The sequence below is a fragment of the Kitasatospora sp. NPDC086791 genome (genome assembly GCF_040685975.1).
Taxonomy (GTDB): Bacteria; Actinomycetota; Actinomycetes; order Streptomycetales; family Streptomycetaceae; genus Kitasatospora.
The window spans coordinates 353,201-376,551 of the sequence record NZ_JBFBOC010000002.1 but is presented as its reverse complement, the minus strand read 5'-3'; the positions used below and the strand labels follow the sequence as shown (position 1 = coordinate 376,551).

General features: G+C 73.3%; 23 protein-coding genes. 11 read left to right on the top strand and 12 right to left on the bottom strand.

The features are described 5' to 3' along the window. Positions 1 to 3: 3 nt before the first annotated feature. From AB0Q99_RS05605 to istA, 3 genes are all read right to left on the bottom strand, one after another. A complete protein-coding gene (locus tag AB0Q99_RS05605) occupies positions 4 to 846 on the bottom strand; it encodes a nitrilase-related carbon-nitrogen hydrolase (protein ID WP_363568776.1) in 843 nt (280 codons plus the stop codon). Between the two features lie 439 nt (positions 847 to 1,285). Beyond that, a complete protein-coding gene (gene istB / locus AB0Q99_RS05600; RefSeq protein WP_363568774.1) occupies positions 1,286 to 2,122 on the bottom strand; it encodes an IS21-like element helper ATPase IstB in 837 nt (278 codons plus the stop codon). After that, a complete protein-coding gene (istA, locus tag AB0Q99_RS05595) occupies positions 2,122 to 3,387 on the bottom strand; it encodes an IS21 family transposase (RefSeq protein WP_363568772.1) in 1,266 nt (421 codons plus the stop codon). Before istA ends, istB begins: the two co-directional genes overlap by 1 nt. Positions 3,388 to 3,560: 173 nt before the next feature. On the opposite strand from istA, the gene AB0Q99_RS05590 reads away from it, so the two are divergent. The 9 genes from AB0Q99_RS05590 (at position 3,561) to AB0Q99_RS05550 (ending at position 11,925) form a co-directional block, all read left to right on the top strand. Then, on the top strand, positions 3,561 to 3,638 hold the full coding sequence (locus tag AB0Q99_RS05590; protein ID WP_101948289.1) for a putative leader peptide: 78 nt from the start codon (positions 3,561 to 3,563) through the stop codon (positions 3,636 to 3,638). 195 nt (positions 3,639 to 3,833) lie between these two features. Beyond that, entirely contained in the window at positions 3,834 to 4,361 is a 528-nt protein-coding gene (locus tag AB0Q99_RS05585; RefSeq protein ID WP_363568770.1) for a cysteine dioxygenase family protein, read from the top strand. Next, positions 4,355 to 4,741, top strand: a complete 387-nt coding sequence (locus tag AB0Q99_RS05580; protein WP_363568768.1) for a rhodanese-like domain-containing protein — start codon at positions 4,355 to 4,357, stop codon at positions 4,739 to 4,741. Before AB0Q99_RS05585 ends, AB0Q99_RS05580 begins: the two co-directional genes overlap by 7 nt. 323 nt (positions 4,742 to 5,064) lie before the next feature. After that, positions 5,065 to 6,252, top strand: coding sequence for an ATP-binding cassette domain-containing protein (locus AB0Q99_RS05575; protein WP_363568766.1), 1,188 nt, complete (start codon positions 5,065 to 5,067; stop codon positions 6,250 to 6,252). Continuing rightward, a complete protein-coding gene (locus AB0Q99_RS05570; protein ID WP_363568764.1) occupies positions 6,242 to 6,910 on the top strand; it encodes an ABC transporter permease subunit in 669 nt (222 codons plus the stop codon). Before AB0Q99_RS05575 ends, AB0Q99_RS05570 begins: the two co-directional genes overlap by 11 nt. Then, complete coding sequence (locus AB0Q99_RS05565) at positions 6,907 to 7,584, top strand: ABC transporter permease (RefSeq protein ID WP_363568762.1); 678 nt, start codon at positions 6,907 to 6,909, stop codon at positions 7,582 to 7,584. The genes AB0Q99_RS05570 and AB0Q99_RS05565 overlap by 4 nt, the downstream gene beginning before the upstream one ends. A gap of 48 nt (positions 7,585 to 7,632) precedes the next feature. Next, entirely contained in the window at positions 7,633 to 8,580 is a 948-nt protein-coding gene (locus AB0Q99_RS05560) for an ABC transporter substrate-binding protein (RefSeq protein ID WP_363568760.1), read from the top strand. 143 nt (positions 8,581 to 8,723) lie between these two features. Then, positions 8,724 to 9,302 (top strand): hypothetical protein, encoded by a 579-nt coding sequence (locus tag AB0Q99_RS05555; protein ID WP_363568758.1) that lies wholly within the window; start codon positions 8,724 to 8,726, stop codon positions 9,300 to 9,302. A 568-nt stretch (positions 9,303 to 9,870) separates the two neighbouring features. Then, complete coding sequence (locus AB0Q99_RS05550; protein WP_363568756.1) at positions 9,871 to 11,925, top strand: glycosyl hydrolase family 18 protein; 2,055 nt, start codon at positions 9,871 to 9,873, stop codon at positions 11,923 to 11,925. A gap of 182 nt (positions 11,926 to 12,107) precedes the next feature. Here the strand turns inward: AB0Q99_RS05550 and AB0Q99_RS05545 are convergent, their stop codons facing one another. The 6 genes from AB0Q99_RS05545 to AB0Q99_RS05520 all read right to left on the bottom strand — a co-directional run bounded on the left by AB0Q99_RS05545 (position 12,108) and on the right by AB0Q99_RS05520 (position 18,195). Beyond that, positions 12,108 to 13,394 (bottom strand): multidrug effflux MFS transporter, encoded by a 1,287-nt coding sequence (locus tag AB0Q99_RS05545; RefSeq protein ID WP_363568754.1) that lies wholly within the window; start codon positions 13,392 to 13,394, stop codon positions 12,108 to 12,110. 308 nt (positions 13,395 to 13,702) lie between these two features. Then, a complete protein-coding gene (locus tag AB0Q99_RS05540; RefSeq protein WP_363568752.1) occupies positions 13,703 to 14,185 on the bottom strand; it encodes a hypothetical protein in 483 nt (160 codons plus the stop codon). Positions 14,186 to 14,597: 412 nt separating this feature from the next. After that, positions 14,598 to 15,476, bottom strand: coding sequence for an alkaline phosphatase family protein (locus tag AB0Q99_RS05535; RefSeq protein WP_363568750.1), 879 nt, complete (start codon positions 15,474 to 15,476; stop codon positions 14,598 to 14,600). A 263-nt stretch (positions 15,477 to 15,739) separates the two neighbouring features. Then, positions 15,740 to 16,546 (bottom strand): ATP-grasp domain-containing protein, encoded by an 807-nt coding sequence (locus tag AB0Q99_RS05530; RefSeq protein ID WP_363568749.1) that lies wholly within the window; start codon positions 16,544 to 16,546, stop codon positions 15,740 to 15,742. A gap of 14 nt (positions 16,547 to 16,560) precedes the next feature. Continuing rightward, the gene (locus tag AB0Q99_RS05525; RefSeq protein WP_363568747.1) at positions 16,561 to 16,935 is read right to left on the bottom strand and encodes a hypothetical protein; all 375 of its coding nucleotides are present in this window, start codon (positions 16,933 to 16,935) and stop codon (positions 16,561 to 16,563) included. A gap of 72 nt (positions 16,936 to 17,007) precedes the next feature. Beyond that, positions 17,008 to 18,195 (bottom strand): acyl-CoA dehydrogenase family protein, encoded by a 1,188-nt coding sequence (locus tag AB0Q99_RS05520; RefSeq protein ID WP_363568745.1) that lies wholly within the window; start codon positions 18,193 to 18,195, stop codon positions 17,008 to 17,010. Between the two features lie 89 nt (positions 18,196 to 18,284). Between AB0Q99_RS05520 and AB0Q99_RS05515 the strand changes: the two genes are divergently transcribed. Continuing rightward, complete coding sequence (locus AB0Q99_RS05515; RefSeq protein ID WP_363568743.1) at positions 18,285 to 18,935, top strand: GNAT family N-acetyltransferase; 651 nt, start codon at positions 18,285 to 18,287, stop codon at positions 18,933 to 18,935. Between the two features lie 134 nt (positions 18,936 to 19,069). Here AB0Q99_RS05515 and AB0Q99_RS05510 read toward each other — a convergent pair whose 3' ends face one another. Together AB0Q99_RS05510 and AB0Q99_RS05505 are read right to left on the bottom strand one after the other, a co-directional pair. Then, a complete protein-coding gene (locus tag AB0Q99_RS05510) occupies positions 19,070 to 19,381 on the bottom strand; it encodes an AzlD domain-containing protein (protein ID WP_363568741.1) in 312 nt (103 codons plus the stop codon). After that, the gene (locus AB0Q99_RS05505) at positions 19,378 to 20,151 is read right to left on the bottom strand and encodes an AzlC family ABC transporter permease (protein WP_363568739.1); all 774 of its coding nucleotides are present in this window, start codon (positions 20,149 to 20,151) and stop codon (positions 19,378 to 19,380) included. Before AB0Q99_RS05505 ends, AB0Q99_RS05510 begins: the two co-directional genes overlap by 4 nt. 248 nt (positions 20,152 to 20,399) lie before the next feature. On the opposite strand from AB0Q99_RS05505, the gene AB0Q99_RS05500 reads away from it, so the two are divergent. Next, positions 20,400 to 20,990 carry an XRE family transcriptional regulator gene (locus tag AB0Q99_RS05500; RefSeq protein WP_363569260.1) on the top strand — a complete coding sequence of 197 codons (591 nt, stop codon included), beginning with the start codon at positions 20,400 to 20,402 and terminating at the stop codon, positions 20,988 to 20,990. 76 nt (positions 20,991 to 21,066) lie between these two features. Here AB0Q99_RS05500 and AB0Q99_RS05495 read toward each other — a convergent pair whose 3' ends face one another. Next, positions 21,067 to 23,070, bottom strand: a complete 2,004-nt coding sequence (locus AB0Q99_RS05495) for a cholesterol oxidase substrate-binding domain-containing protein (RefSeq protein WP_363568737.1) — start codon at positions 23,068 to 23,070, stop codon at positions 21,067 to 21,069. Positions 23,071 to 23,351 lie beyond the last annotated feature (281 nt).

Sequence of the window (23,351 nt, the reverse complement as noted above, 5' to 3'; positions counted from 1 at the left end):
TCCTCAGGCCTCGGCGAGCGGTCCGTAGGCGTCGGGGCGGCGGTCGCGGTAGAACGCCCACTGCTGGCGGACCTGTTCGATCAGGCCGAGGTCGAGGTCGCGGACGACCAGTTCCTCCTCCTTGTCGGAGGCGACGTCGCCGACGAACTGGCCGCGCGGGTCGACGAAGTAGGAGGTGCCGTAGAAGTCGTTGTCGCCGTACTCCTCGGTGCCGACCCGGTTGATGGCGGCGACGAAGTACTCGTTGGCGACGGCGGCGGCGGGCTGTTCGAGCTGCCAGAGGTAGGCGGACAGGCCGCGGCTGGTGGCGGAGGGGTTGTAGACGATCTGCGCGCCCGCCAGGCCCAGGGCGCGCCAGCCCTCGGGGAAGTGGCGGTCGTAACAGATGTAGACGCCGACCTTGCCGACGGCGGTGTCGAACACGGGCCAGCCGAGGTTGCCGGGCTTGAAGTAGTACTTCTCCCAGAAGCCCTTGACCTGCGGGATGTGGTGCTTGCGGTACTTGCCGAGGTAGCTGCCGTCGGCGTCGATCACGGCGGCGGTGTTGTAGTAGACCCCGGCCTGCTCCTCCTCGTAGACCGGGACGACGATCACCAGGCCGAGTTCGCGGGCGAGGTCCTGCATCCGGCGTACGGTCGGGCCGTCCGGGACGGCCTCGGCCCAGCGGTAGTGCTCGGGCTCCTGGACCTGACAGAAGTACGGGGAGTTGAAGACCTCCTGGAATCCGATGATCTTCGCGCCCTGGGCGGCGGCCTCCCGGGCGTACCGCTCGTGGAGGGCGATCATGCTCTCCTGGTCGCCGGTCCAACGGGTCTGGACGAGCGCGGCACGGACGATCTGCGACATGGGTACCTCCGCAACTCCGCGGCCCGGCCGTGCGGTCGGGCTCGCGGTCCGATGGTTGACGGGGCGGGACTCACCCGCGGGTCCGCTCGGGGATCCGCAGGGGTCTACGTGCGTAGAAAGCGATCTGTAGACGGTAGGCCGGGCCTTGGTGGCCTGACAATACGTTGGGGGTAACGCGTCTGAGGCGATCCTGTTGCGCGGACACGCGGACGGGTCCTGGGTGGGAGGAACAGCTCATCTACCCCGCAGGTAGCCTCCTTACTCATCCGCTCCTTGCTCGTTCGAGTGAAACCGGGCACTCGGGATGCGGTTTCGGCCAGACCGCGGTTCGGCCCGTGCCGAGTCGGAGCCGAGCGGAGCCGGCAGGTGTCGGCGGCGGCTGAACCGTGACCCACTTTGGGCGGTTGAGTTCTGACCCTCGCGTCGTCGGTGGTTGTGTTCAGTCGTTGTCGGTGGAGGTGGGGACGCGGCCGAGTTCGCGGCCCCGCATGCGGTAGGACTCGCCTTTGAGGGAGTGGACCTCGGCGTGGTGGACGAGTCGGTCGATCATGGCGGCGGCAACGGTCTCGTCGCCGAAGGTCTCGCCCCACCGTCCGAACGGTTTGTTCGAGGTGACGATCACGCTGGCCCGTTCGTATCTGTTCGAGATCAGCTGGAAGAACAGGTTCGCGGCCTCGGCTTCGAACGGGATGTAGCCGACCTCGTCGATCACGATCAGCGGGTAGCGGCCGAGCTTGACCAGTTCGTCCTGGAGGCGGCCGCCGTGGTGGGCGGCGGCGAGGCGGTCGACCCATTCGGCGGCGGTGGCGAACGCGACGCGGTGGCCGGCCTGGCAGGCCCGGACGGCGAGCCCGGTGGCCAGGTGTGTCTTTCCGGTGCCCGGCGGTCCCAGGAAAATGGCGTTCTCCTTGGCCGCTATGAAGTCCAATGTTCCCAGATGCGCGAGTTGTTGGCGCGTCAGGCCGCGCAGGTGGGCGACGTCCAGTTCCTCGATGGTCTTGATCGCGGGGAAGCGGGCGGCGCGGATTCGGCCCTCGCCGCCGTGGCTGTCGCGGGCGGAGACCTCGCGCTGCAGGCAGGCGACCAGGTATTCGGTGTGGGTCCAGGCCTCGGCCTGGGCGCGCTCCGCGAGGCGCTCGGCGGCGTCCAGCAGGGCCGGGGCCTTCATCGCGCGGGCGAGGAAGGCCAGGTCGGCGGCGGTCTGCCGGCCGGTGCGGGTGGCTTGGCCGTCCGTCTTCGCCGTGTCGGTCGCGGTGTTCGCGGCAGTGCGGGCCATCAGGTGTCCTCCTTCCCGGCGCCGCCCTCGATGAGGGTGAACATACGGTCATAGGTGCCGAGCTCGCGTTGTTCGACCTCGATGCCGAGGCTGTCCGGGGCGAGGAGAGCGGCTCGGGCGGTGGCGGCGCGTGCGGCCTGCTGGTGGATCACCTCGCCGCGCAGGACGGCGGCCGCGGCGGCGTGGTCGGGGTCGGTCAGGCTCTGGTGTTTGGCCCAGCAGCGGGTGTGCCGGGCGACGATGTCGTTGCCGGCGATGACGGTCACCTCCTCGTTGTCGGCGCGGACCATCACCGTCCTGCCGATCGCGCGGGGGTGGACGGAGTAGTCGTTGGTGTCGACGCGGATGTAGTGATCGCGGCCGATGCGGGTGTGGAATCGCCACCAGTGCGGCGGGGTGACCGGAGGGATGGTGAGCATCGCGGCGCGGTCGGCCTCCCAGCGGTCGACGGGCCGGGCACCGATCGAGCGGTGCTGCCTGCGGTTGGCGATCTGCAGCCAGGCGCTCAGCTGCCGGTTGAAGTCGTCCGGGCCGCTGAACGTGCGGCCGGGCAGGAAGCTGGTCTCCAGGTAGCCGTTGGCGCGCTCGACCAGGCCTTTCGCCTCCGGATCGCGGGGCCGGCAGAGGTGGATCCGGATGGCGAGCAGGCCGGCGAATGCGGCGAACTCGCTGGTCAGCCGGCCTTTGCCGACGCCGGTCTCGTTGTCCCAGACCAGAGTCCTGGGGACGGCGCCCCAGCCGGTCAGGAGGCGCCAGTGGCCGTCGATCAGGTCGCCGGTCTGCCGGGAGGGCAGCATTCTGGCGGTGATCACCCGCGAGTGGCCGGACACGAGGACCAGGACCGGCGGCCGGCCGGACTGGCCGTAGCCGAGCGGGATGTCCACTGGCGGGAACCACAGGTCGCACTGGGCGAGCTCGCCGGGCTGGTAGACGGTCCTCGAGACCGGATCGACGGGAAGGTAGGCCGGGCGGAGCTCGCGTACGCGTTCCTTGAGGATCGTCATCCCGCGCTCCCAGCCGATCCGCTCAGCGATCACGGTGGCCGGCATCGTCGGGGTCGCCTTGAGCAGCTCACGGATCGCCGGCTCCATCGCGTCCACCGCCGAGCCCTTCAGCGGACGCTGGTAGACCGGCGGCCGGTCCGTGGCCAGGGCCCGTTTCACCGTGTTCTTCGAGATGCCCAGGTGCCGGGCGATCGCCCGGATCGGCAGGTGCTCGGCCCGGTGCAGCCGGCGGATCTCAGCCCAGTCCTCCACGGAAATCACCCTCTCCTCCTGACCCTCAATGAAGATCAGGATGATCAGACGATCGCGAGGTGGGTCACCGTTGATCCGCCGTTCAGCGGTCAGTTTTCACCCGTCGCCGAGAGCAGCCCGACCACGGGGTGACCGGGAGCCCGGCTTGACTTCGTCCGGTTCGCTCGGGAAGGATCCGGCGCATGGACTCCGGCACCACTCTGGTCTGCCGCCTGCACGTCGATCTGCGACGCCAGGCGAGTTCCATCTGTGCCTGTTGACCTTGAGCTACCCCGCCGGTCCCGCCCTGTGACGTCTGCCAGGGCCCGCGCCGCGCACCCGCACCCGCAGTCCTGACCTCCCGCCCCGCCCCGGCGCACCCGTGCGTGCCGGGCCGCTCCGTCGGCCCGCGCCCGCCCGCGTCGCCGGACCCGGGCACCCCCTGCCGACGTTCCCGCGCACCCGAGGACGCCTTGATGAGCCCGCACACCAGCCCGGCCCCCGTCTCCGAGAGCCCGACGACCGCTCCCCCCGCGGCCGAAGCCCGGGCCCCGCTCTCCCCCGGCACCCTCCGGACCCTCGTCCGCGAGCTCGCCGAGCAGCCGGACCAGTGGATCCACCACGTCCGCCTCTCCACCGAGGAACGCTGGTACCGGCGCCTGGTGGCCGAGGACGACCACGAGGTGTGGCTGATCAGCTGGCTGCCCGGCCAGTCCACCGGCTTCCACGACCACGGCGGCTCGCGCGGCGCGTTCACCGTCGCTCTCGGAGAGCTGGAGGAACTGTCCCTCGGCGGCCCGGACCAGGGCCTGCTGATCCGCCGGATCCCGGCCGGCACCGCCCGCGCCTTCGGCCCCGAGTACGTGCACGACGTGCGCAACACCGCCTCCGGGCCCGCCGTCACCCTGCACGCCTACTCGCCCCCGCTGAGCTCGATGGCGCACTACGATCTGCGGGCCGGAGGGCTCGTCCGCACCTCGGAGGAAGGACCGGAGCAATGGTGACCACGATCGACGACCTGGTGGAGCGGGCCCGCGAGGGCGTCCACCGCCCGCGCGCCCGGGAGGCCTACCAGGCCCAGCTGGACGGCGCGCTGCTGGTGGACATCCGTCCGGCGGCGCAGCGGGCGGCCGAGGGCGAGATCCCGGGCTCGCTGATCATCGAGCGCAACGTGCTGGAGTGGCGGCTCGACCCGACGGGCAGTCACCGGATCCCCGAGGCCACGGGCTACGACACCGAGGTGATCGTGGTCTGCTCCGAGGGCTACGCCTCCAGCCTGGCCGCCGCCTCGCTGCGCGAACTGGGGCTGCACCGGGCGACCGACCTGGACGGCGGGTTCGTCGGCTGGGCGGCGTCCGGCCTGCCGACCCGTCAGGGCGGCTGAGCCTGAACCTGCGCCGGACGAGGCGGACAAGCGGCCGGACGAGCAGGCACGCGAGCGGCCGGACGAGCACGCGGACGAAGGACCCGGCGGCACGCGCCCGGCGGTAAATCAGAGACAGGAGATGACGCAGGTCATAATCTGATCGGAGTTTCCGCCGGTCCGAACCTGGGCAGCCACGCGGGCGGAAGAACGCCCGGGCGGTTGGTACGACAAGCGTCACCAGCATCGATCCGCACCGCCGTTTGTCGACGAGCCACCAACAACCGAACGACCGACCGACACAGGCGCCGCCTCCCCGGGGCGCCCTGATGAGGAAACACCCCGTGATCAGATTCGAGGGCGCCGGAAAGCGCCACCCCGACGGCACAGTCGCCGTCGAGGGCTTGGACCTTGAGGTCCCGACCGGCCGGATAACCGTCCTGGTCGGACCGTCCGGCTGCGGCAAGACCACCCTGCTCCGCATGGTCAACCGGATGGTCGAGCCCACCTCGGGCCGGGTGCTGCTGGACGGCGCCGACGTCGCGAAGCTGGAGCCCGCCAAGCTGCGCCGCGGCATCGGGTACGTGATCCAGCAGGCCGGACTGTTCCCGCACCGCAAGGTGATCGACAACATCGCCACCGTCCCCTACCTGCTCGGTTGGGACCGCAAGAAGGCCCGGGCCCGGGCCGCCGAACTGCTCGAACTGGTCGGACTCGCGCCCGAGACCGCCAAGCGGTACCCGTTCCAGCTGTCCGGCGGCCAGCAGCAGCGGGTCGGCGTGGCGCGCGCCCTGGCCGCCGACCCGCCGGTGCTGCTGATGGACGAACCGTTCAGCGCCGTCGACCCGGTGGTGCGCGCCGGGCTCCAGGAGGAGCTGCTGCGGTTGCAGTCCGAGCTGCGCAAGACGGTGCTGTTCGTCACCCACGACATCGAGGAGGCCGTCCGGCTCGGCGACCAGGTGGTGGTGCTGCGCGAGCACGGCCGGATCGCCCAGCTGGCCGACCCGCACACCCTGCTCACCACCCCCGCCGACGACGGCGTGGCCGCCTTCCTCGGCCGTGACCGCGGCCTGCGCGGCCTCGGGCTGCGCCCCGCGAGCGCCGTCGCCCTGCGCCCGGTCGGCGACCCGCTCAACGGCGGCACCGAGGACGGGTCGGCGGACGGGTCCGCGGACGGACTCAGGTACGGCGGCTGGGAGTTGGCCCTGGACGACGAGCGCCGCCCGATCGGCTGGATCGACCGCTACGCCGTCACCGCCGAACTGCACCCGGCGGCCGGCTTCCGGCCGGACCTCGACACCCTGCGCACCGCGCTGGACGCCGCCGTCCTCTCCCCCGCCGGAGTCGCGGTCGCGCTGGACGCCGAGGGCCGGGCGACCGGCACCGCGAGCCGCGAGGCCATCCTCGCCGCACTCCACCCCGGGGCCGGCGGGCCCACCGGAATCGACGGACCCGCCGGGACCGACGGACCCGCCAGGACCGACGAGCCCTCCGATCGCGACACCCCCGACGGAGCCCCCGGTGGACGATGAACCGATCGTCCGCTGGTACTGGATCGGCGACCACCTCGGCTACCTCGGCCACCTGCTCGCCGACCACGCCGTGATCGCCCTCGTCCCCGTGCTCGTCGGTCTGCTGCTGGCCGTCCCGCTCGGCCTGGCCTGCGCCCGCTTCCCCCGGCTCTACCAGCCGCTGTCCGCCGTCTTCAACATCGTCTACGCGCTGCCCTCGCTGGCCGTGTTCGTGGTGCTGATCCCGTACACCGGGCTCGCCACCCAGGCGACCGTGATGATCCCGCTCACCTTCTACGCCCTGGCCGTCCTGCTGCCGACCACCGTGGACGGGCTGCGTGCCGTCCCGGACGCCGTCCGGCAGGCCGCCACGGCGATGGGGTACGGGCCGTGGCGCCGGCTGACCTCGGTCGAACTGCCCGCCGCCGTCCCGTACCTGATCGCCGGGCTGCGGGTGGCGGCGGTGTCCAGCATCTCGCTGGCCAGCGTCGGGGCGCTGGTCGGACGCGGCGGGCTCGGGTACCTCTTCATCGACGGCTTCCAGCGCACCTTCCCGACCCCGATCGTGGCCGGCATCGCGCTGATCGCGGTCCTCGCGCTGGCCGTCGACCTGCTGCTGGTGGGCGCCCGGCGGGTGCTGGCGCCCTGGGCCGTCCAGGAGAAGGGGGCGGGCTCGTGAACTGGCTGAACTGGCTGGGTGACTTCTTCACCGCCACCGATCACCGCACCGGACCGGACTCGATCGCGCACCGGGTCGTCGAGCACCTGCTGCTCTCCGGCGAGGCCCTGCTGTACGCGGCGCTGCTCGCCGTCCCGCTCGGGCTGCTGATCGGTTACACCGGGCGCGGCGTCACCGTGGTGACCGCGCTGGCCGGCGCCGCCCGCGCCCTGCCCACCCTCGGCCTGGTGACGCTGGCGGTGCTGTTCGCCGGGGTCGGCGACACCGCGGTCCTGATCCCGCTGGTCGCGCTCGCCGCGCCGCCGCTGCTGGTGGCCTCCGTCGAGGGGGTGCGCGGCACCGACCCGGACGTCCGGGACGCCGCGCGCGGCATCGGCCTGACCCATCCCCAGGTGCTGCGGCAGGTCTGCCTGCCCTCGGCCGCGCCGACCCTGCTGGCGGGCTTCCGCACCGCGACCGTCCAGGTGATCGCGACCGCCACGGTGGCCGCCTACGTCGGCCTGGGCGGGCTCGGCCGCTACGTCATCGACGGGCTGGCGACCCGCAAGTACGCCGTGACCGTGGGCGGGGCACTGCTGGTGGTGCTGCTCGCGGTCGCCGCCCAGGTGTTCTTCGCCCTGCTCGCCCGGTTCGCGCTCCCGCCCGGGGTGCGCGCCCGGCACCGGGCCCGCTGACCTCCTCTCCCCATCCTCTCCGGAAGGACATCTGTCACCATGTCGACAATGAAGCGAGGCCGCCGCGCGGTCGTCCTCGGCACGCTCGCCGCGCTCGCCCTCGGCGCCACCGCCTGCGGCTCCTCCGGCGGCGACCCGCTCGGCGGGGGTTCGAGCGCCTCGGCGGCACCGGGCGGCTCGGGCGGCCCGGGCGCGGGCGGCGGCTCCGGGTCGACCGTGGTCGTCGGCTCGGCGAACTTCCCGGAGAACGTCCTGCTCGGCTCGATCTACTCGCAGGCCCTCAAGGCCAAGGGCGTCAAGGTCGAGGAGAAGTTCAACATCGGCAGCCGCGAGGTCCTGTACGGGCAGTTGCAGAGCGGCAACCTCACCGTCCTGCCCGAGTACAACGGCGCCCTGCTCGCCTACCTGGACGCCAAGTCCACCGCGGTCAGCACCCAGGACGTGAACGCGGCGCTCGCCACGGCGCTGCCCGCCTCGCTGGGGATCCTCGCGTCCTCCCCCGCCGAGGACAAGGACTCGCTCAGCGTCTCCCAGGAGACCGCCGACAAGTACAACCTCAAGAGCATCTCCGACCTGGCCGCCAAGGCCGGTGAGTTGAGCATCGGCGGCCCGCCGGAGTTCAAGTCCCGCCGCGAGCAGCAGTTCAAGGACGTCTACGGGCTGACCTTCAAGGAGTGGAAGCCCACCGCCGACACCACCGCGAACGCGCTCAAGGACGGTGGCATCCAGGTCGGCAACGTGTTCACCACCGATCCGAAGATCGTCCAGTACAAGCTGGTCCCGCTGGCCGACCCGAAGAACGTCTTCGGCGCGCAGAACGTCACCCCGCTGGTCAACAAGTCGGGCGTGGACGCCACGGCCACGGCGGCGCTCGACGCGGTGTCGGCCAAGCTCGACACGGCGGGGCTGACGGCGCTGATGAAGCGCGTCGCGGTGGACAAGGAGGATCCGTCGGCGGTGGCCAAGGACTGGCTGAAGTCCAACGGCCTCGGCTGACGGCCGGCGCGGCGGACGGCGGGCGGCGGCCCGGGGGAGCACTCTCCCGGGCCGCCGCCCGCGTGCTCCCGCCCCCGCACTCCCCCGCCCACTCCGCCGACGGACCTTCCCTTTCGCGCCGCGAACATGACAGTCTGGGCGCCATGCGCACTCGTCTCCTCGCCGCCACCCTCACGGCACTCGCCGCGGTGAGCCTCGCTGCCTGCTCCAGCTCCGGATCCGGCTCGGGCAAGGCCACCTCCGCGGCCGGCTCCCCCACCGCCACCGCGGCCTCGACCGCCGCGCCCTCCGGTGCCGCACCCTCCGATGCCGCCTCGGCTCCGACGGCCCCCGCGCCCGGCACGGCCGCCCCCACGGCCGACGGCACGACGGGTACGCCCGCTCCCGACGCCGGCACCCCGGGAGCCCCCGCACCGGCCAAGCCCGCTCCGCCCGCCGACGCCGGTCTGCCCACCAAGCCGGGCGCCGACCTGACCGCCAAACTGATCGGCGCGCTGAACGCGATCGACCCGGCGATCGTCGGCGGCAAGCCGGACCAGGCCGTGGACCGGGCCCGCAACCAGTGCCAGTCGCTGTACCAGTTCCCCAAGGACACGGCGAAGCTGGTCGAGCTGGCCAACCAGCGCTTCACCTCGCCCGACCACCCGCAGGGCTTCGGGCCGGACACCGCTGCCAGGATCAACGACACGCTGCGCGCCACGCTCTGCCCCCCGCCGCGCTGACCCCGTTCGCGGCACCCGCGCCGCGATGCCAGAACCGCCCGGTGTCCTGAGCGCCGGGCCGCCGTGGCCGCGCCCCGTCACCGGGTGCGCGGCCACGGTCTTTTCGTTCCCGGCCACCCCGCGCCCGGAGGGCGATCCGCACCCTTCGGCCACCCGGGCCGTGTGCTGACGAACTGTTAGGTCTCTTGACAGACCAGTGGTCTAGTCCAAACATAAGCATGTCGATCCGACCGGGATGCACTGTGGGGGTGTGACCACCGGCGGCTGAGGCACTGCCCTGCCCTGCTCCGCTCCACCCCCGCCCCGTACGGCCGCGCGCACTCGCACCGCCGCCCGCGTCCACGCGAGTCGGTGGGCTGCCGCACGCCCACACACCCCCGTCTCCACCCCGCTCCCGCGTTCCCGTGTTCCTCTGCTCCCGTGCTCCCGCTCCCGCGTTCCCCCGTTCCACCCGATCCCGATCGGATCCCGGGCCAGGGGTCGCCCGGCCACACCCCACACGGCCGGCACGCCCCGGACCGCCCGCACCTCCCCAACGTCCTGCCCCACCAAGTCTGTTGGAGAATCCATGCGTCTTCGCCGAACGATCCAGGCCGCGCTGACGGCCTGTGCCACGCTGGCCGCCTCGGCCGGCCTGGTCGCCGCCGGGACGGGCTCCGCCCAGGCCGCCACCCCGCTCCCCAGTCGGGTCTTCGCTCCCTACTTCGAGGCCTGGACCGGCCAGAGCCCGGCCCAGCTGGCCGCGCAGTCCGGCGCCAAGCACCTGACCATGGCGTTCCTGCAGGCCGCCACCAAGGGCTCGTGCACGCCGTACTGGAACGGCGACTCCTCGATGCCGGTCTCCTCCGCGACCTTCGGCGCCGACATCGCCACCATCCGCGCCAACGGCGGGGACGTGATCCCGTCCTTCGGCGGCTACACCGCCGACAACACCGGCACCGAGCTGGCCGACAGCTGCACCGATGTCAACCAGATCGCCACCGCTTTCGAGAACGTCATCACGACCTACGACATCAGCCGGATCGACCTCGACATCGAGGACAACTCGCTGACCAACACCGCCGGGATCGACCGCCGCAACAAGGCGATCAAGCTCGTGCAGGACTGGGCCGCCACCAAGGGGCGGAGCATCCAGTTCTCCTACACCCTGCCGACCACCACCAGCGGGCTCGCCGACAGCGGCCTCGCGGTGCTCCGGAACGCGGTCAGCAACAACGCGCGGATCGACGTCGTCAACATGATGACCTTCGACTACTACGACAACGCCAGCCACGACATGGCGGCCGACACCCAGACCTCCGCGCAGGGCCTCTACGACCAGCTCGCCGGGCTCTACCCGTCCAGGACCCCCGCCCAGCTCTGGGGTTCGATCGGGATCACCGAGATGATCGGCGTCGACGACTTCGGACCGGCCGAGACCTTCACCCTGGCCAACGCCACCACCGTCTACAACTGGGCCGTCGCCAAGGGCATCAACACGCTGTCCTTCTGGGCGCTCCAGCGCGACAACGGCGGCTGCCCGGGCACGAAGGGCAACGACAACTGCTCCGGGATCGCCCAGAACACCTGGGACTTCACCCACGTCTTCGCGCCCTTCACCAGCGGCTCCACGGTGAGCAACGACTTCTCCGTCACCGCCAGCCCGAACTCCGGGACGGTCAAGGCCGGTTCGTCCACCTCCGCCACCATCGCGACGGCGGTGACGGCGGGCTCGGCGCAGAACGTCAACCTGTCGGTCAGCGGCGCCCCGGCCGGCGTCACCGCCACCGTCACCCCCGGCAGCGTCACCGCCGGCACCAGCGCCACGCTCAACATCACCACCACCTCGTCGGTGGCGCCCGGGAGTTACCCGATCACCGTCACCGGCACGGCGGCCTCCGGCAACCACACCGGCGTCTTCACGCTGACCGTCACCGGCACCCAGCCGGGCAACGACTTCTCGGTCGCGGTGAACCCGAACTCCGGTACCGTGGCGGCCGGTTCGTCGGTCTCAGCAGCCGTCGCGACGGCCGTGACGGCGGGCTCGGCGCAGAACGTCAACCTGTCGGTCAGCGGCGCCCCGGCCGGCGTCACCGCCACCGTCACCCCCGGCAGCGTCACCGCCGGCACCAGCGCCACGCTCAACATCACCACCACCTCGGCCGCGGCGGCGGGCACCTACCCGATCACCGTCACCGCCGGCGCGGCGTCCGGCACCCACACCGCGACCTACTCGCTGACCGTCACCGGGACCACCCCGGCGACCGGCCTGGTCAACGGTGACCTGGAGACCGGCAGCCTGGCCCCGTGGACCTGCCAGAGCGGTGGCGCCGTGGTCTCCACCCCGGCCCACTCCGGCACCCACGCGCTGCAGGCCGCGGCCACCGCGAGCCAGACCGGCGAGTGCTCCCAGACCGTCACGCTGAAGCCCAACACCAGCTACACGCTGAGCGGCTGGGTGCAGGGCAACTACGCCTACGTCGGCGTCAACGGCGGCGCCACCGCCAGCTCCTGGGCCGGCTCCGCCGGCTGGACGAAGCTGTCCATCCCCTTCACCACCGGCGCCTCCGGCACCGTCACCGTGTACCTGCACGGCTGGTACGGCCAGGGCAACGTGTTCGGGGACGACTTCTCGATCGCGTAGCGGACGACGGGCAACCGGTGGCCGCCAGCCGGTAACGGGTAGCGGGTAGCGGGTAGCGGTAACGAATGACGGATAACAGCTGACAGATTTCAACATCTGTCAGCTGTTATCCGTTGTCTGACCACTGTCCGCTGTCAGCTGTCGCCTGTCGGCGGCTCCCGCCGCCGTTTGGCCCCTGGCCGTCAGGCCCCCGGCCCCGCCCCGGCCACCGCCATCCGCGCCGGCCGGCACAGCGCCAGGTACGCCGCCGTCGCCAGCACCCCGCAGACCAGGACCACCAGCGCCAGCAGCGCCGCGGACGGCCGCCCGCCGAGGCTGCTGAGCGGGGCCACCACCGCTCCGACCAGGAAGTTGCCCGTCCCCAGCAGCGCCGACGCGGTGCCCGCGACCTGGGGCTCGACCAGGCCGAGCGCCTGCGCGGCGGTGTTCGGCAGGAGCACCCCGAGGCTGCCCATCAGCACGAACAGCGGTGCACAGAATCCGACCAGCCCGAAGTCCCACACCGTCGTCAGCAGCACCAGCGCCACCCCGGCGGCGACCGCCACCGCCAGGCTGCCCAGCATCAGCGCCCGCGGCGTGCAACGCGGCGCCAGCACCCGCCCGTTCAGCTGCGTCATCACCACGATCGCGACCGAGTTCAGCCCGAACAGCAGGCTGTAGGTCTGCGGCGAGACCTGGTACACGTGCTGGAGCACCGTCGACGACCCGCTGATGTAGCCGAACAGCGCCCCGAAGGCGAGCGAGCTGGTCAGCGCCAGTCCCAGGAACGGCAGGTCGCGCAGCAGCCGTCCCATCGTCCGCAGGGTCGCGCCCACCCCGCCGCGGTCCCGGGTCTCCGGCGGCAGCGTCTCGCGCAGCGCGCCGAACGCGGCCACGGTGAGCAGCAGGCCGAGCGCGGTGAGCGCGCCGAAGGTGCCGCGCCAGGAGGTGAACCGCAGCAGCTGTGCGCCGATGATCGGGGCGAGGATCGGCGCCAGGCCCGATATCAGGGCGATCGAGGCGAGGAACCGAAGCAGCGCGACGCCCTGGAAGCGGTCCCGGGAGATGGCCCGCGCGATCACCAGTCCGGCGGAGCCCGCCGCCCCCTGGACGAAGCGGGCGGCGATCAGCACCGACAGGTTCGGCGCGAGCGCGCACACCACGCTGGACAGCGTGTAGGCGACCAGTCCCACGAGCAGCGGCGGGCGCCGCCCGAAGCGGTCGCTGAGCGGCCCGAAGAGCAGCTGCCCGGCCGCGACCCCGAACATCGAGAAGGTGAGGGTGAGCTGGACGGCGGCCGGTTCGGCGACCAGGTCCTCGGCGATCGCGGGCAGGCCCGGGAGGTAGAGGTCGGTGGTGAGGGGTCCGAGCGCGGTCAGGCCGCCGAGGACCGCGATCGTGGCCCAGCCGGTGGCGGCCCTGCCGGCGGCGGGTGTGGTGGCGGCAGCGGTCGACGTGTCATCGGCGGGGCCGACGGTCGGGCCGGGCATGGTTCTCCTCACGGACGGGGCGACGAGGGATTCGTTCGCGCTCCGTCCTATCGCAGCCCGGCCCGGTCCCGACAGCAGGGGGTGCGTCAGAGCGCGACCGCTGCCCGCGCACACCGACGAACCGTACACGCGCGACGGCGCACCCCGCGCCCCGGCGGCGGCCCGCCGTACCTCCCGGTGCCCGGTGGAGCCGCTTGTCCGTCCGGCGGGGCCGCTGAGCCGTCCGGCGGGACCACTGGGCCGTCAGGCCGCCCCGCGGTCGGGACGGCCGGTCCCGGCCCGGGGTGCCCGATCCCCGGTCGGCACGCTCAGTGCTTGGCGACGTGCTCGGCCCGCAGCGCCGCCTGCACCGCCGCGCCGTCCTGCCAGGCGTAGAGCTGGTTGCCGTTCAGTGCCACGTTGTAGTGCCCGCAGGTGCCGCTGGCTTTGGCCGCGACGTTCTCGGGGAACCAGCCGGCCTTGAGCGACATCGGCACCGGGTGCGCCGCCTTGCCCGGCTGGCCGGCGACGCAGCCGACGGGCAGCCGCCCCTCCGGGAGGGTGGCGCGCAGCAGGCGGTCGTCGCCCGTGGTGGACATCAGGTACTTGACGCCGGAGGCGTTGTCGGGCAGCCAGGACGGCATCGAGTGGCGCTCGGCCTTGGCCTGGGTGCCGGTCGCGTACGAGGCCTGCTCCTGGTGGCGCTCGTCGTACCAGTCGGACAGCCGCGGGCCGACTGCCACGGCCGCCACGGCCACGGCCATGCCGGTGCCCGCGACTCCCAGCGCGACCTTGCTCACGATGCCCTTCATGCCCGACTGTCCTCTCCGTGTCCGTTTGCCGCGTGTCCGTGCCGGTCGCCCACTGCCAGCGGGCTGCTGTCGGCCGCCCGCTGCCGAGCGGCCGCCCGTCCGGTGTCACCATCGTGGCCCGTGTCACCCCGGCGGAGCGTCACCACCAAGTCGCGATCTTGACTCCAACCCACGGGGTACGGTCTCCACCTTCAGGCGTATGTCCTTCGGCAGGAGCAGGGAGTCCCGCAGGCCGGCGTTGCGGGGCCCGGGGCACCGGTCCCGACCGCCCGGGGGACGTGCCGACCCGGCGCTCAGGTTCGCATGCCCGGATCGAGCACGGCCCGAGCCCCGATCGAGCTTCGCTCAAGCCCGCCCCCGCCGCAGCCGGGCCTGCTGCACCCGGGGCGCGGGGGCGGCGGCGCGGGGAGGCTCAGACCGTCACGGGCACCGGGCGGGCGACCGGGAAGGGGCGGCCGTCGAGCGTCCAGTGCGGGTCGATCGGGCGCAGCAGGGAGGCGTACACCTGGGCGGCGACGTCCGGGTGGCGGAGCTCGCCGGTGGGCGGTCCGGCCGGGATGTCGTGCCCGGCGCAGGCGATCCAGGCGGTGCGCTCCTCGACCGTGCGGCCGCCGTGGCCGCCGGCGTCGACGTGACCGTGGTCGGTGACGACGATGACGGTCCACTGCTCCTCGGCGTACGTGGCCCGGGCCCGGACGGCGTCCAGGAGGCGGCCGAGGCGCTCGTCGGCGGCGCGCATGGCGGCGCGGTACTCGTCGCCGCAGCCGAGGAAGTGGGCGGTCTCGTCGACGGCGCCGAGGTAGACGAAGGAGGCCTCGGGATCGGCGGTGCCGAGGACGTGGACGGCCTCCCGGGTGACCTCCTCGTCCACGACCTCCCAGGCCTCGGGGGTGTCCTCGGCCGGGGCGATGTAGGAGAGCCGACCGGGGGCGCGGAAGAGCGGGCCGCCGGACTCGTTGATCATCAGCGGGTCCCAGCCCGCCGCGACGAAGGTGCGGCGGCGGTCGCCCCGGTTGAGGCGGGTGGCGAAGTCGGGGAACACGTCGAGCCGGTTGCCGGCCAGGTGGTTGCCCCAGACGCCGTGCTTGGCGGGCTCGACGCCGGTCACGATGGTGGCCCAGCACGGCCCGGACATGGTCGGCGTGGTGTCCGCCACGGTGACCGGCACCAGGAACCCGGCCACGCCGACCTCGTGGAGGCGCGGCATCGGCACCTCCGCCAGGTAGTCGTACCGGACGCCGTCGATCCCGACGACGAGCACCCGGGGGCGGGGCCACTGGACAGCGGACATGGCGGGGGTTCCTTTCGGTCGTGCACACGGTCGGCCGCGCCCGTCGAGGGCGCCGCCGACCGCGCCATGCTTCACCGGCCGCCGTACCGGACGGCGTCGCACCGTCGAACGGCAGGTGTCCTGCGGGTGTCGGAAGGACGTCCGTGACTCCCGGGCGGCTCCCGGGAGCTGCGCGGACCCGGGGAGTCGCGCGGAGGCCGTCGGGGAGCCGCGCGGACGCTGCCCGGGAGGCGCCGGGGTGCCCGGCGGGTGCCGAACGGGCGTCAGGCGGCCGTCCGGACGAACCGCCGGTCGGCCTCGGCCAGCTCGGCGGCCGGTCCGGCGGCACGCAGCACGACGTCCAGGACCCGCTCCGGGTCGGCGGCGTAGCAGTGCGCGAACCACGGCAGGTTGGCCTCGACCACGGCCCAGCGCTCGACCGGGTCGTACGGGTCGGCGATCGGTCCGACGTCCAGGGCGACCGCGCCCGGCAGGGTGTCGCCGACGGCGGCGAGCAGCCGGCGGGCGAAGTCGACGGCCGCGGCGGTCACCGGCGCTGGGTCGAGCCGGCCGAAGCGGGCGTAGCGGCTGCCGGTGAGCACGTCGCCGTCGCGGACGAACAGCCGGTACTCGGCGGCGAAGGTCACCGGCTCGCTGACCAGCACGGGCGTGTCCGGGCCGATCCGCTCACCGGTGCGCGGCAGCCGGGAGCCGTCCGGGTAGACGGCGGGCGGCAGCGACTTGTCGGCGGGCGGCTTGACGAACGCCGGGTGGCGCAGTGTCCAGGCCTCGGCGAGGGTGGTCAGTTCGATCCGGCGGCGGGTGAACTCCGTGGGGAGACGGGCGAGCCAGTCGTCCGCGGGTTCGAGCAGGCCCAGGCCGAGCGGAGCGGCGATCCGGGCGGCGGCGAGCGGCCCGCCGTACCAGTGGACGGGCCGCCCGGCGAACCGTTCGACCGTCTCCGGGCCGTCGAGGACGGCGGTGGTGAGACCGCGTCGGGCGGCGGCCTCGACGAGCAGGACGGTGGTACTGGTCCGCTGCGCCGAGGTGAGCAGGACTCGGTCGGCCGTCGTCGGCCCGTCCGTCCCCATGGGGGCCCGCCCGGTCACGGCCGGGGCCGGAACTCGCGGACCACCTCGATGCGGCCGACGATGTGCCGGTTGAACTCGGCCAGTTCCTCGGCCGGCACCCAGAGCTCCAGGATCGTCCGGCCGCCCGCCTGCCGCACGGGGTAGCGGGCGAGGAAGTCGGTCTCGACCCGGAAGCGGGTGACGTAGCCGACGCCGGAGGCGGGCACGTTCCAGTCACGGGCGATCCTGATCGCGTAGTCCTCGTTGAGGACGGGGTAGAAGATCGGCTGATCGGGCAGGCGGGGCGGCCAGGCACGCCAGTCGGCGGCCTCGACCAGTGCCAACTCCGCGGGGCCGGTGGGGCGCCAGAGGGTGGTGGTCGGGGGCGTCCGGGCGGGCTGACTGGTCATGGCGGGGAACGGTAGCCGGGCCGCGACGGACCCGGCCACCGGATTTCCGCTGCTCGCGGGGCGGAGGAACCGTCAGCGGTACGCGGCCTCGCCGGTGATGGCCTCGCCGAGGACCAGGGTGTGGATCTCGCTGGTGCCCTCGTAGGTGAGCACCGACTCCAGGTTGTTGGCGTGCCGCAGCACCGGGTACTCGGTGGTGATGCCGTTGGCCCCGAGGACCGTCCGGGCACTGCGGGCGATCTCCAGCGCGGCGCGGACGTTGTTGAGCTTGCCGAAGCTGATGTGCGGCGCGCGGGCGGCGCCCTCCTCCTTGAGCCGGCCGATCCGCAGCGCCACCAGGTACGCCTTCTCGACCTCCAGCATCATCTCGACCAGCTTCTGCTGGGTCAGCTGGAAGCCGGCGATCGGGCGGTCGAACTGGATCCGGCTCCCGGCGTAGTCCAGGGCGGCGGTGTAGCAGTCACGGGCGGCGCCGACGGTGCCCCAGAGGATGCCGTAGCGGGCCTCGTTGAGGGAGGAGAGCGGACCGCGCAGACCGACCACCCCGGGGAGCACGGCCTCGGCGGGCAGGACCACCTCGTCGAAGGCCAGCTCGCTGGTGACGGAGGCGCGCAGGGAGAGCTTGCCGTGCACGTCGGTCGTGGTCAGGCCGCGGGTGCCGCGCTCGACGAGGAAGCCGCGCACGCCCTCCTCGGTCTGCGCCCAGACCACGGCGACATCGGCGATGCTGCCGTTGGTGATCCACATCTTGCTGCCGGAGAGCACCCAGTCGCCGCCCTGGCCGCCCTTGCGGACCGCCCGGGTGCGCATGTTGGCCGGGTCCGAGCCGAAGTCGGGCTCGGTCAGGCCGAAGCAGCCGATCAGCTCGCCGGCGGCCATGCCGGGCAGCCAGCGCTGCTTCTGCTCCTCGGAGCCGAAGGCGTGGATCGAGCGCATGGCGAGCGAGCCCTGGACGGAGACGAAGCTGCGCAGCCCGGAGTCCGCCGCCTCCAGCTCCATGCAGGCCACGCCGTACGCCACCGCGCCGGCGCCCGTGCAGCCGTAGCCGTCGAGGTGCATGCCCAGCACGCCCAGGGCGCCGAGCTCGGGGGCGAGTTCACGGGCCGGGAAGACCCCGCGCTCGAACCAGTCGCCGATGTGCGGGCGGATCCGCTCCTCGGTGAACCGGCGGACGGTGTCGCGGATCAGCCGCTCCTCGTCCGAGAGGAGGTCACCGACGGCGAGCAGGTCGGACGGGTCGATCCGGGTCGGCTTCGTCATTGAAGCTCCTTGTAGTCTCGGCGGGGTACCGGCGAGTATTCCGCACCCGGCCGGACGGCGGGTGGGCACGAGCGAGTGAGGAAAGCGACATGGGTGGCTTCGTGGCCGGGGACGCGGTCGGACTCGGCAGCCCGGACGGGCGCGGGGGCGAGAGCCGGAACGGGAGCGGGGACGGGAGCCTGGACGGGAGCGGCGCCGCGACCGGAGGCAGGGACCGGTACGCCGTCGGCCGGGTGACGGCGGCGGAGCTGCACGGTGCGGCGGGGGAACTGGCCGCGCTGCTGGTGGAGACCGTCCGCGACGGCGCCTCGCTGGGCTTCCTCGCGACGCTGGACCACGACCGGGCCGCCGCGTGGTGGCGGGCGCTGGGCCCGGAGGTCGCGGACGGGCGGCTGCTGCTGTGGACGGTCCGGGCGGCGGACGGGCGGCTGGCCGGGACGGTGCAGCTACGCCCGGCGGCGGCCGCGAACGGCCGGCACCGGGGCGAGGTGGCCAAGCTGATGGTGCATCCGGCGGACCGCGGGCACCGGCTGGCCGGACGGCTGCTGGCGGCGCTGGAGGAGCGGGCGCGCGAACTGGGGCTGCGGCTGCTGGTGCTGGACACCGAGACGGGCAGTCCGGCCGAGCGGATGTACGAGGCGGCGGGCTGGACCCGGGTCGGCTCGGTGCCTGACTACGCGACGGACCCGGCGGGCGTTCCGCATCCGACGACGATCTTCTTCAAGGCGCTGGGCGGCTGACGGCGAGTCCGCGAACAGATGACAGCGAACAGATGACAGCGAACAGATTTCGAAATCTGTTTGCTGTCATCTGTTCGCTGAAAGTTGTCGGTTGTCAGTTGCCGACCGTCGGCCGTCGGCCGCCACCCGACCGCTCACCCCACCCCGCACAACCGGAGCACCGCCGTCGTCGCCGCGCCCGCGACGACGACCAGCGGGAACGGCGCCCGGCGCAGTGCCAGCACCCCCGCGACCAGCACGCCGGCCGGGCGGGCCCAGCCCGCGAAGCCGTGCCCCTGGGTCAGCGCCCCGGTCGCCGCCAGGGCGACCAGCAGCACCGCCGCCGCGACCGCCAGCAGGTGCCGCAAGCGCTCCGAGAGGGCGAACCGGCCACCGAGCAGCGGCCCGGCGAGCCGGAACGCGTACGTCCCGACGGCCAACAGCAGGACGGCGTACAGCGGCATCATCGGACCGCCTCCTTCGTCACCGGCGCCATCCGGTCCGCCACCGCCGTCGACTCCCCCTGCTCCACCCGGTCCACCGGCTCCGCGACCCCGGACGCCTCCGCCGCCCCCGGCCGCCCGGCGAACAGCAGTCCGACGAGGGCGAGCAGCACCGGCAGCCCGGTCGGCACGAACGGCGCGGCAGCGACCGCCACCACCGCGCCCACCACCGCCGCCGTACGGGTACGCCGGTCCGTGAGCGAGGGCAGCACGAGCGCGAGCAGCACCGCCGGGAAGGCGGCATCCAGGCCCAGTGCGTCCGTGTCGCCGATCAGTCCGCCCGCACCGGCGCCGAGCAGCACCGAGAGGTTCCACACCACGTACAGGGCGATCCCGCAGAGCCAGAACGCGGCCCGGCGCCGGCGCGGCTCGCCCTGCTGCAGGACGAAGGCCGCGGTCTCGTCGGTGATCAGCTGCGCACCGAGCAGGCGTCGCCACCTCGGGCCGTCGAGGACGTCGGCCACGGTGAAGCCGAAGGGCAGCAGCCGGGCGTTGAGGACCAGCCCGGTGGCGACCGCCGCGAGCACGCCGCCACCGGACAGCACCACACCGACCGCCGCGAACTGGGAGCCGCCGGCGAACACGAGGGCGGAGAGCGCGATCGGCACCCAGAGGGGCAGACCGCCGGAGACGCTGATCGCGCCGAAGGAAGCGCCGACGAGGGCGTCGGCCAGGCAGACCAGAGCGATGTCCCGAAGGGTGGCACGCTCCAGTGTTCGGAGTAGCGAACGCATGTCCATTAGAGTGAACCCCTCACCCGAGTTCGTCAAGCCGAACGAGGGGACCGCCAGACCGAACGGCCATCACCCCTGCCCTCCCCACCGGCCAGGGCAACCGCAGCGGCCCGCGGCAGCCGAACAGCCGGCGGCATCAGCGAACGTGAAAGCATGACCGGCACCGGACGCACCGGACGCACCGGCCGCGCCGGACGTCGACAGCCGGTGGGCAGCGCAGGAGCCAGAGGAAAGCGTGAGTGGCGAGCATGAGTGACCAGACCACCCCGGCCACCGCCGTCGGCGGCTCCGGAACCGAGCTGATCGGCCAGATCGCCGCCTCGATCCGGCGCGAGCGCGAGCGCAGCGGGCTGTCGATGGCCGAGCTGGCCCGGCGCGCGGGCATCGCCAAGTCGACCCTCTCCCAGCTGGAGTCGGCCGCGGGCAACCCCAGCGTGGAGACGCTCTGGGCGCTGGGGGTCGCACTGAACGTGCCGTTCAGCCGACTGGTCGACCCGCCGCGGCCCGTGGTCAAGGTGATCCGGGCGGGCGAGGGCCCGGTGACCCACTCCGAGCGCGCCGACTACGCCGCCACCGTGCTCTCCTCCTGCCCGCCCAACGCCCGGCGCGACATCTACCGGATCGAGGCGCAGCCGGGCGAGACCAGGGCCTCCGACCCGCACATGCCCGGCAGTGTCGAGCACGTGATGATCGGCGCCGGACGCGCGCTGGTCGGGCCGACCGAGGCACCGGTCGAGCTGGGCCCGGGCGACTACGTCAGCTACCCGGGCGACGCCCCGCACGTGTTCCGCGCCCTCGCCCCGGACACCCTGGCGGTGATCGTGATGGAGCACATCTGACGCACCGTCAGTTCATGCGGTCAGCCGTAACCCACCGCCACCGCCGTCACCGCCGTCACCGCCGTCACCGCCGCCGTCACCTCAACAGCCCGTCCAGGAAAGGGTTTCCGAACACCCGGTGCGGGTCGTACCGGTCCAGGACGGCGACCGCCTCGTCCCAGCCGGGCCCGCCGCCGGCCCGCAGGCTGTCGGGGATGACCCGGTCGATCAGGTCCCGGTCCGACCAGGCCGCGTCGGCGGTGTAGGCCCAGCCCTTGGACCACTCGACCCGCAGGCCCGCCCGGGTGCCGTCGAAGGTGCGCAGCAGCCACTGCTCCAGGTCCCGGGCGAAGCGTTCCAGCCCGGGGGTGCCGGGGAAGGCGAGGACGTCGAGCCAGACCGCCGTGTCCCACTCCGGACGGTCGGCGCGCGGGCGCAGCGCGGACAGCAGCGGAGGCCGGGCACCGGGGACGCCGGAGTACGCCGGGTCGTCCAGGCCGGTGACCCGGATCTCCACCGCGCCGTTCACCGGGTACTCACCCCGGGACCGGTAGTCGGCGAGCAACGTCCGGTAGTGGGCGGCGAATTCGCTGACCACCCACTGCAGGTCGGCGCGCCGGGCGAGGACCGCGTAGCCGTTGGCGGTGACCCGCAGGGTGGTGGGGCGGACGTACTGCAGCAGGGTGCGCGAGGGGCCCCAGAGGTCGGAGCGCAGGCCGCCCGCGAGCAGGTGGGTGAGCACGTCGCCGCTGAGCAGTCCGCGGAGCAGGCCGCCGGCGAGGAGGACGTCCGCGACGTCGCCGGTGAGAGCCACCTTGGCGACCAGGTACTGGAGTTGGCCGAACAGCGGCGCCGATCCCCAGGCACCGGCGACGATCTGTCCGGCCAGCCTGGCCACCGGCTCCGGAACGATGTCGGAGAAGGGGTAGTTGTAGGGCTGCTCGACGGTGAGGGAGCCGAGCGGCTTGGCCGGGGCGACGCTCCAGGTCTTGAGCCAGGGGTAGTCGGTGTAGGCGAACCAGATCGCCTCGGCCCGGCCGTCGCGTTCCACGAATTCGGCGAAGGTCCGCGGGCCGCCGCCACTACCACCCACGCCGCCGCCACTGCCACCGCCGCCCGGGACACCGCCCAGCACGCCGCCCAGTACTCCCCCGAGCAGCCCTCCGTCGCTCTCACCGCCACCCCCGGCACCGGAGGCACCCGGCCGGGCGAAGAGCTCGCTCGCCGGGATGTCCAGCCGGCTGGCGCAGCGCAGCGGCCGGTCGGCGCCGGCCCGGAGGACGACCTCGGTGAGGAAGGCGCGGCCCAGGTGCACCAGGAACGCGGCGCTGTCGGCCTCGGCGCGGTCGAAGGTGCGCAGGGTGTAGCGACCGGTGGCGGGGTCGAGGACGACGGCGGTGAGCCGGACGACCTGGTTGCTCACCGAGCCGTAGCCGTGTCCGTCCGGCCGCACCTCCCCCGCGGCGGGGACGGCGGTGCCGTGGCCGCCGATGGCGAGCACGCCGCCGACGGTGAGCTCGCCGGGGGCCGGACACGAGGTCAGGCCGAGGCCGCGGTCGGCCAGGTGCGCGAGCAGGGCCTCCATGGTGGCGCCGGTCTGCGCCCGGACGGTGCCGGGCGAGTCGGCGGTGACGGCGGTGAGGTGCCGACTGGTGTCCACGAGCAGGACGCGGGCGCTCCCCGGGGTCCGGTCGGCGACGGTGAGCGGCGCCCAGGTGTGCCGGTAGCCGCAGGCGCGCAGGCGCCAGCCGTTGGCGTGCGCCCAGTCGGCGAGGGCCGGGACCTCCTCGGGGGTGCGGGGCGCGCACGTCCACAGCTGGTCGGTGCGGATCTCGCCGGACCAGTTCTGGAAGACCCGCTGGTAGAGCTCGGTGCCGGCGGGGAGTCCGGGCGGGGCCGGGGTGGCGGCCCGGGCGCTGTCCGGTCCGATGGTGCCGCGCAGGGCCCAGGCCGCGCCACCGAGCGCGGCCGACGCGCCGAGCAGCTGCCGCCGGGTGAGGCCGCTTCCGGTGCCGCTCCCCGGGCGCGGCTCGTCACGGCCTCGGCCGACCGCACCGCCGGCTCCGCCCGTCGCGTCCGTCGCGCCGTGTCCCCTGGTCATCCGTCCGTCCCCCTCTTGCGTTGGTCCCCCCGGGGCCTGGCTGCGGCTTCCGGGCCCGGCCGGCAGTTCACCCGGCCCGCTGAGGAGCGTACGAAGGGTCCAACGACGGTTTGCAGCGGTCCGCCCGGCGTCTCACTCGTTCGAGTGAGCGTGGGCCGATCGCCCCGCATTCACCCCCGGCACGGGGCAGCCTGCGCCGCCGGCCGGAAATACCCGGGCCCCGCTCGCGGCTGTCGTGATCGGAGATCCGTTCCGGGCCGGCCCGGCCCGTACAGGAGGTG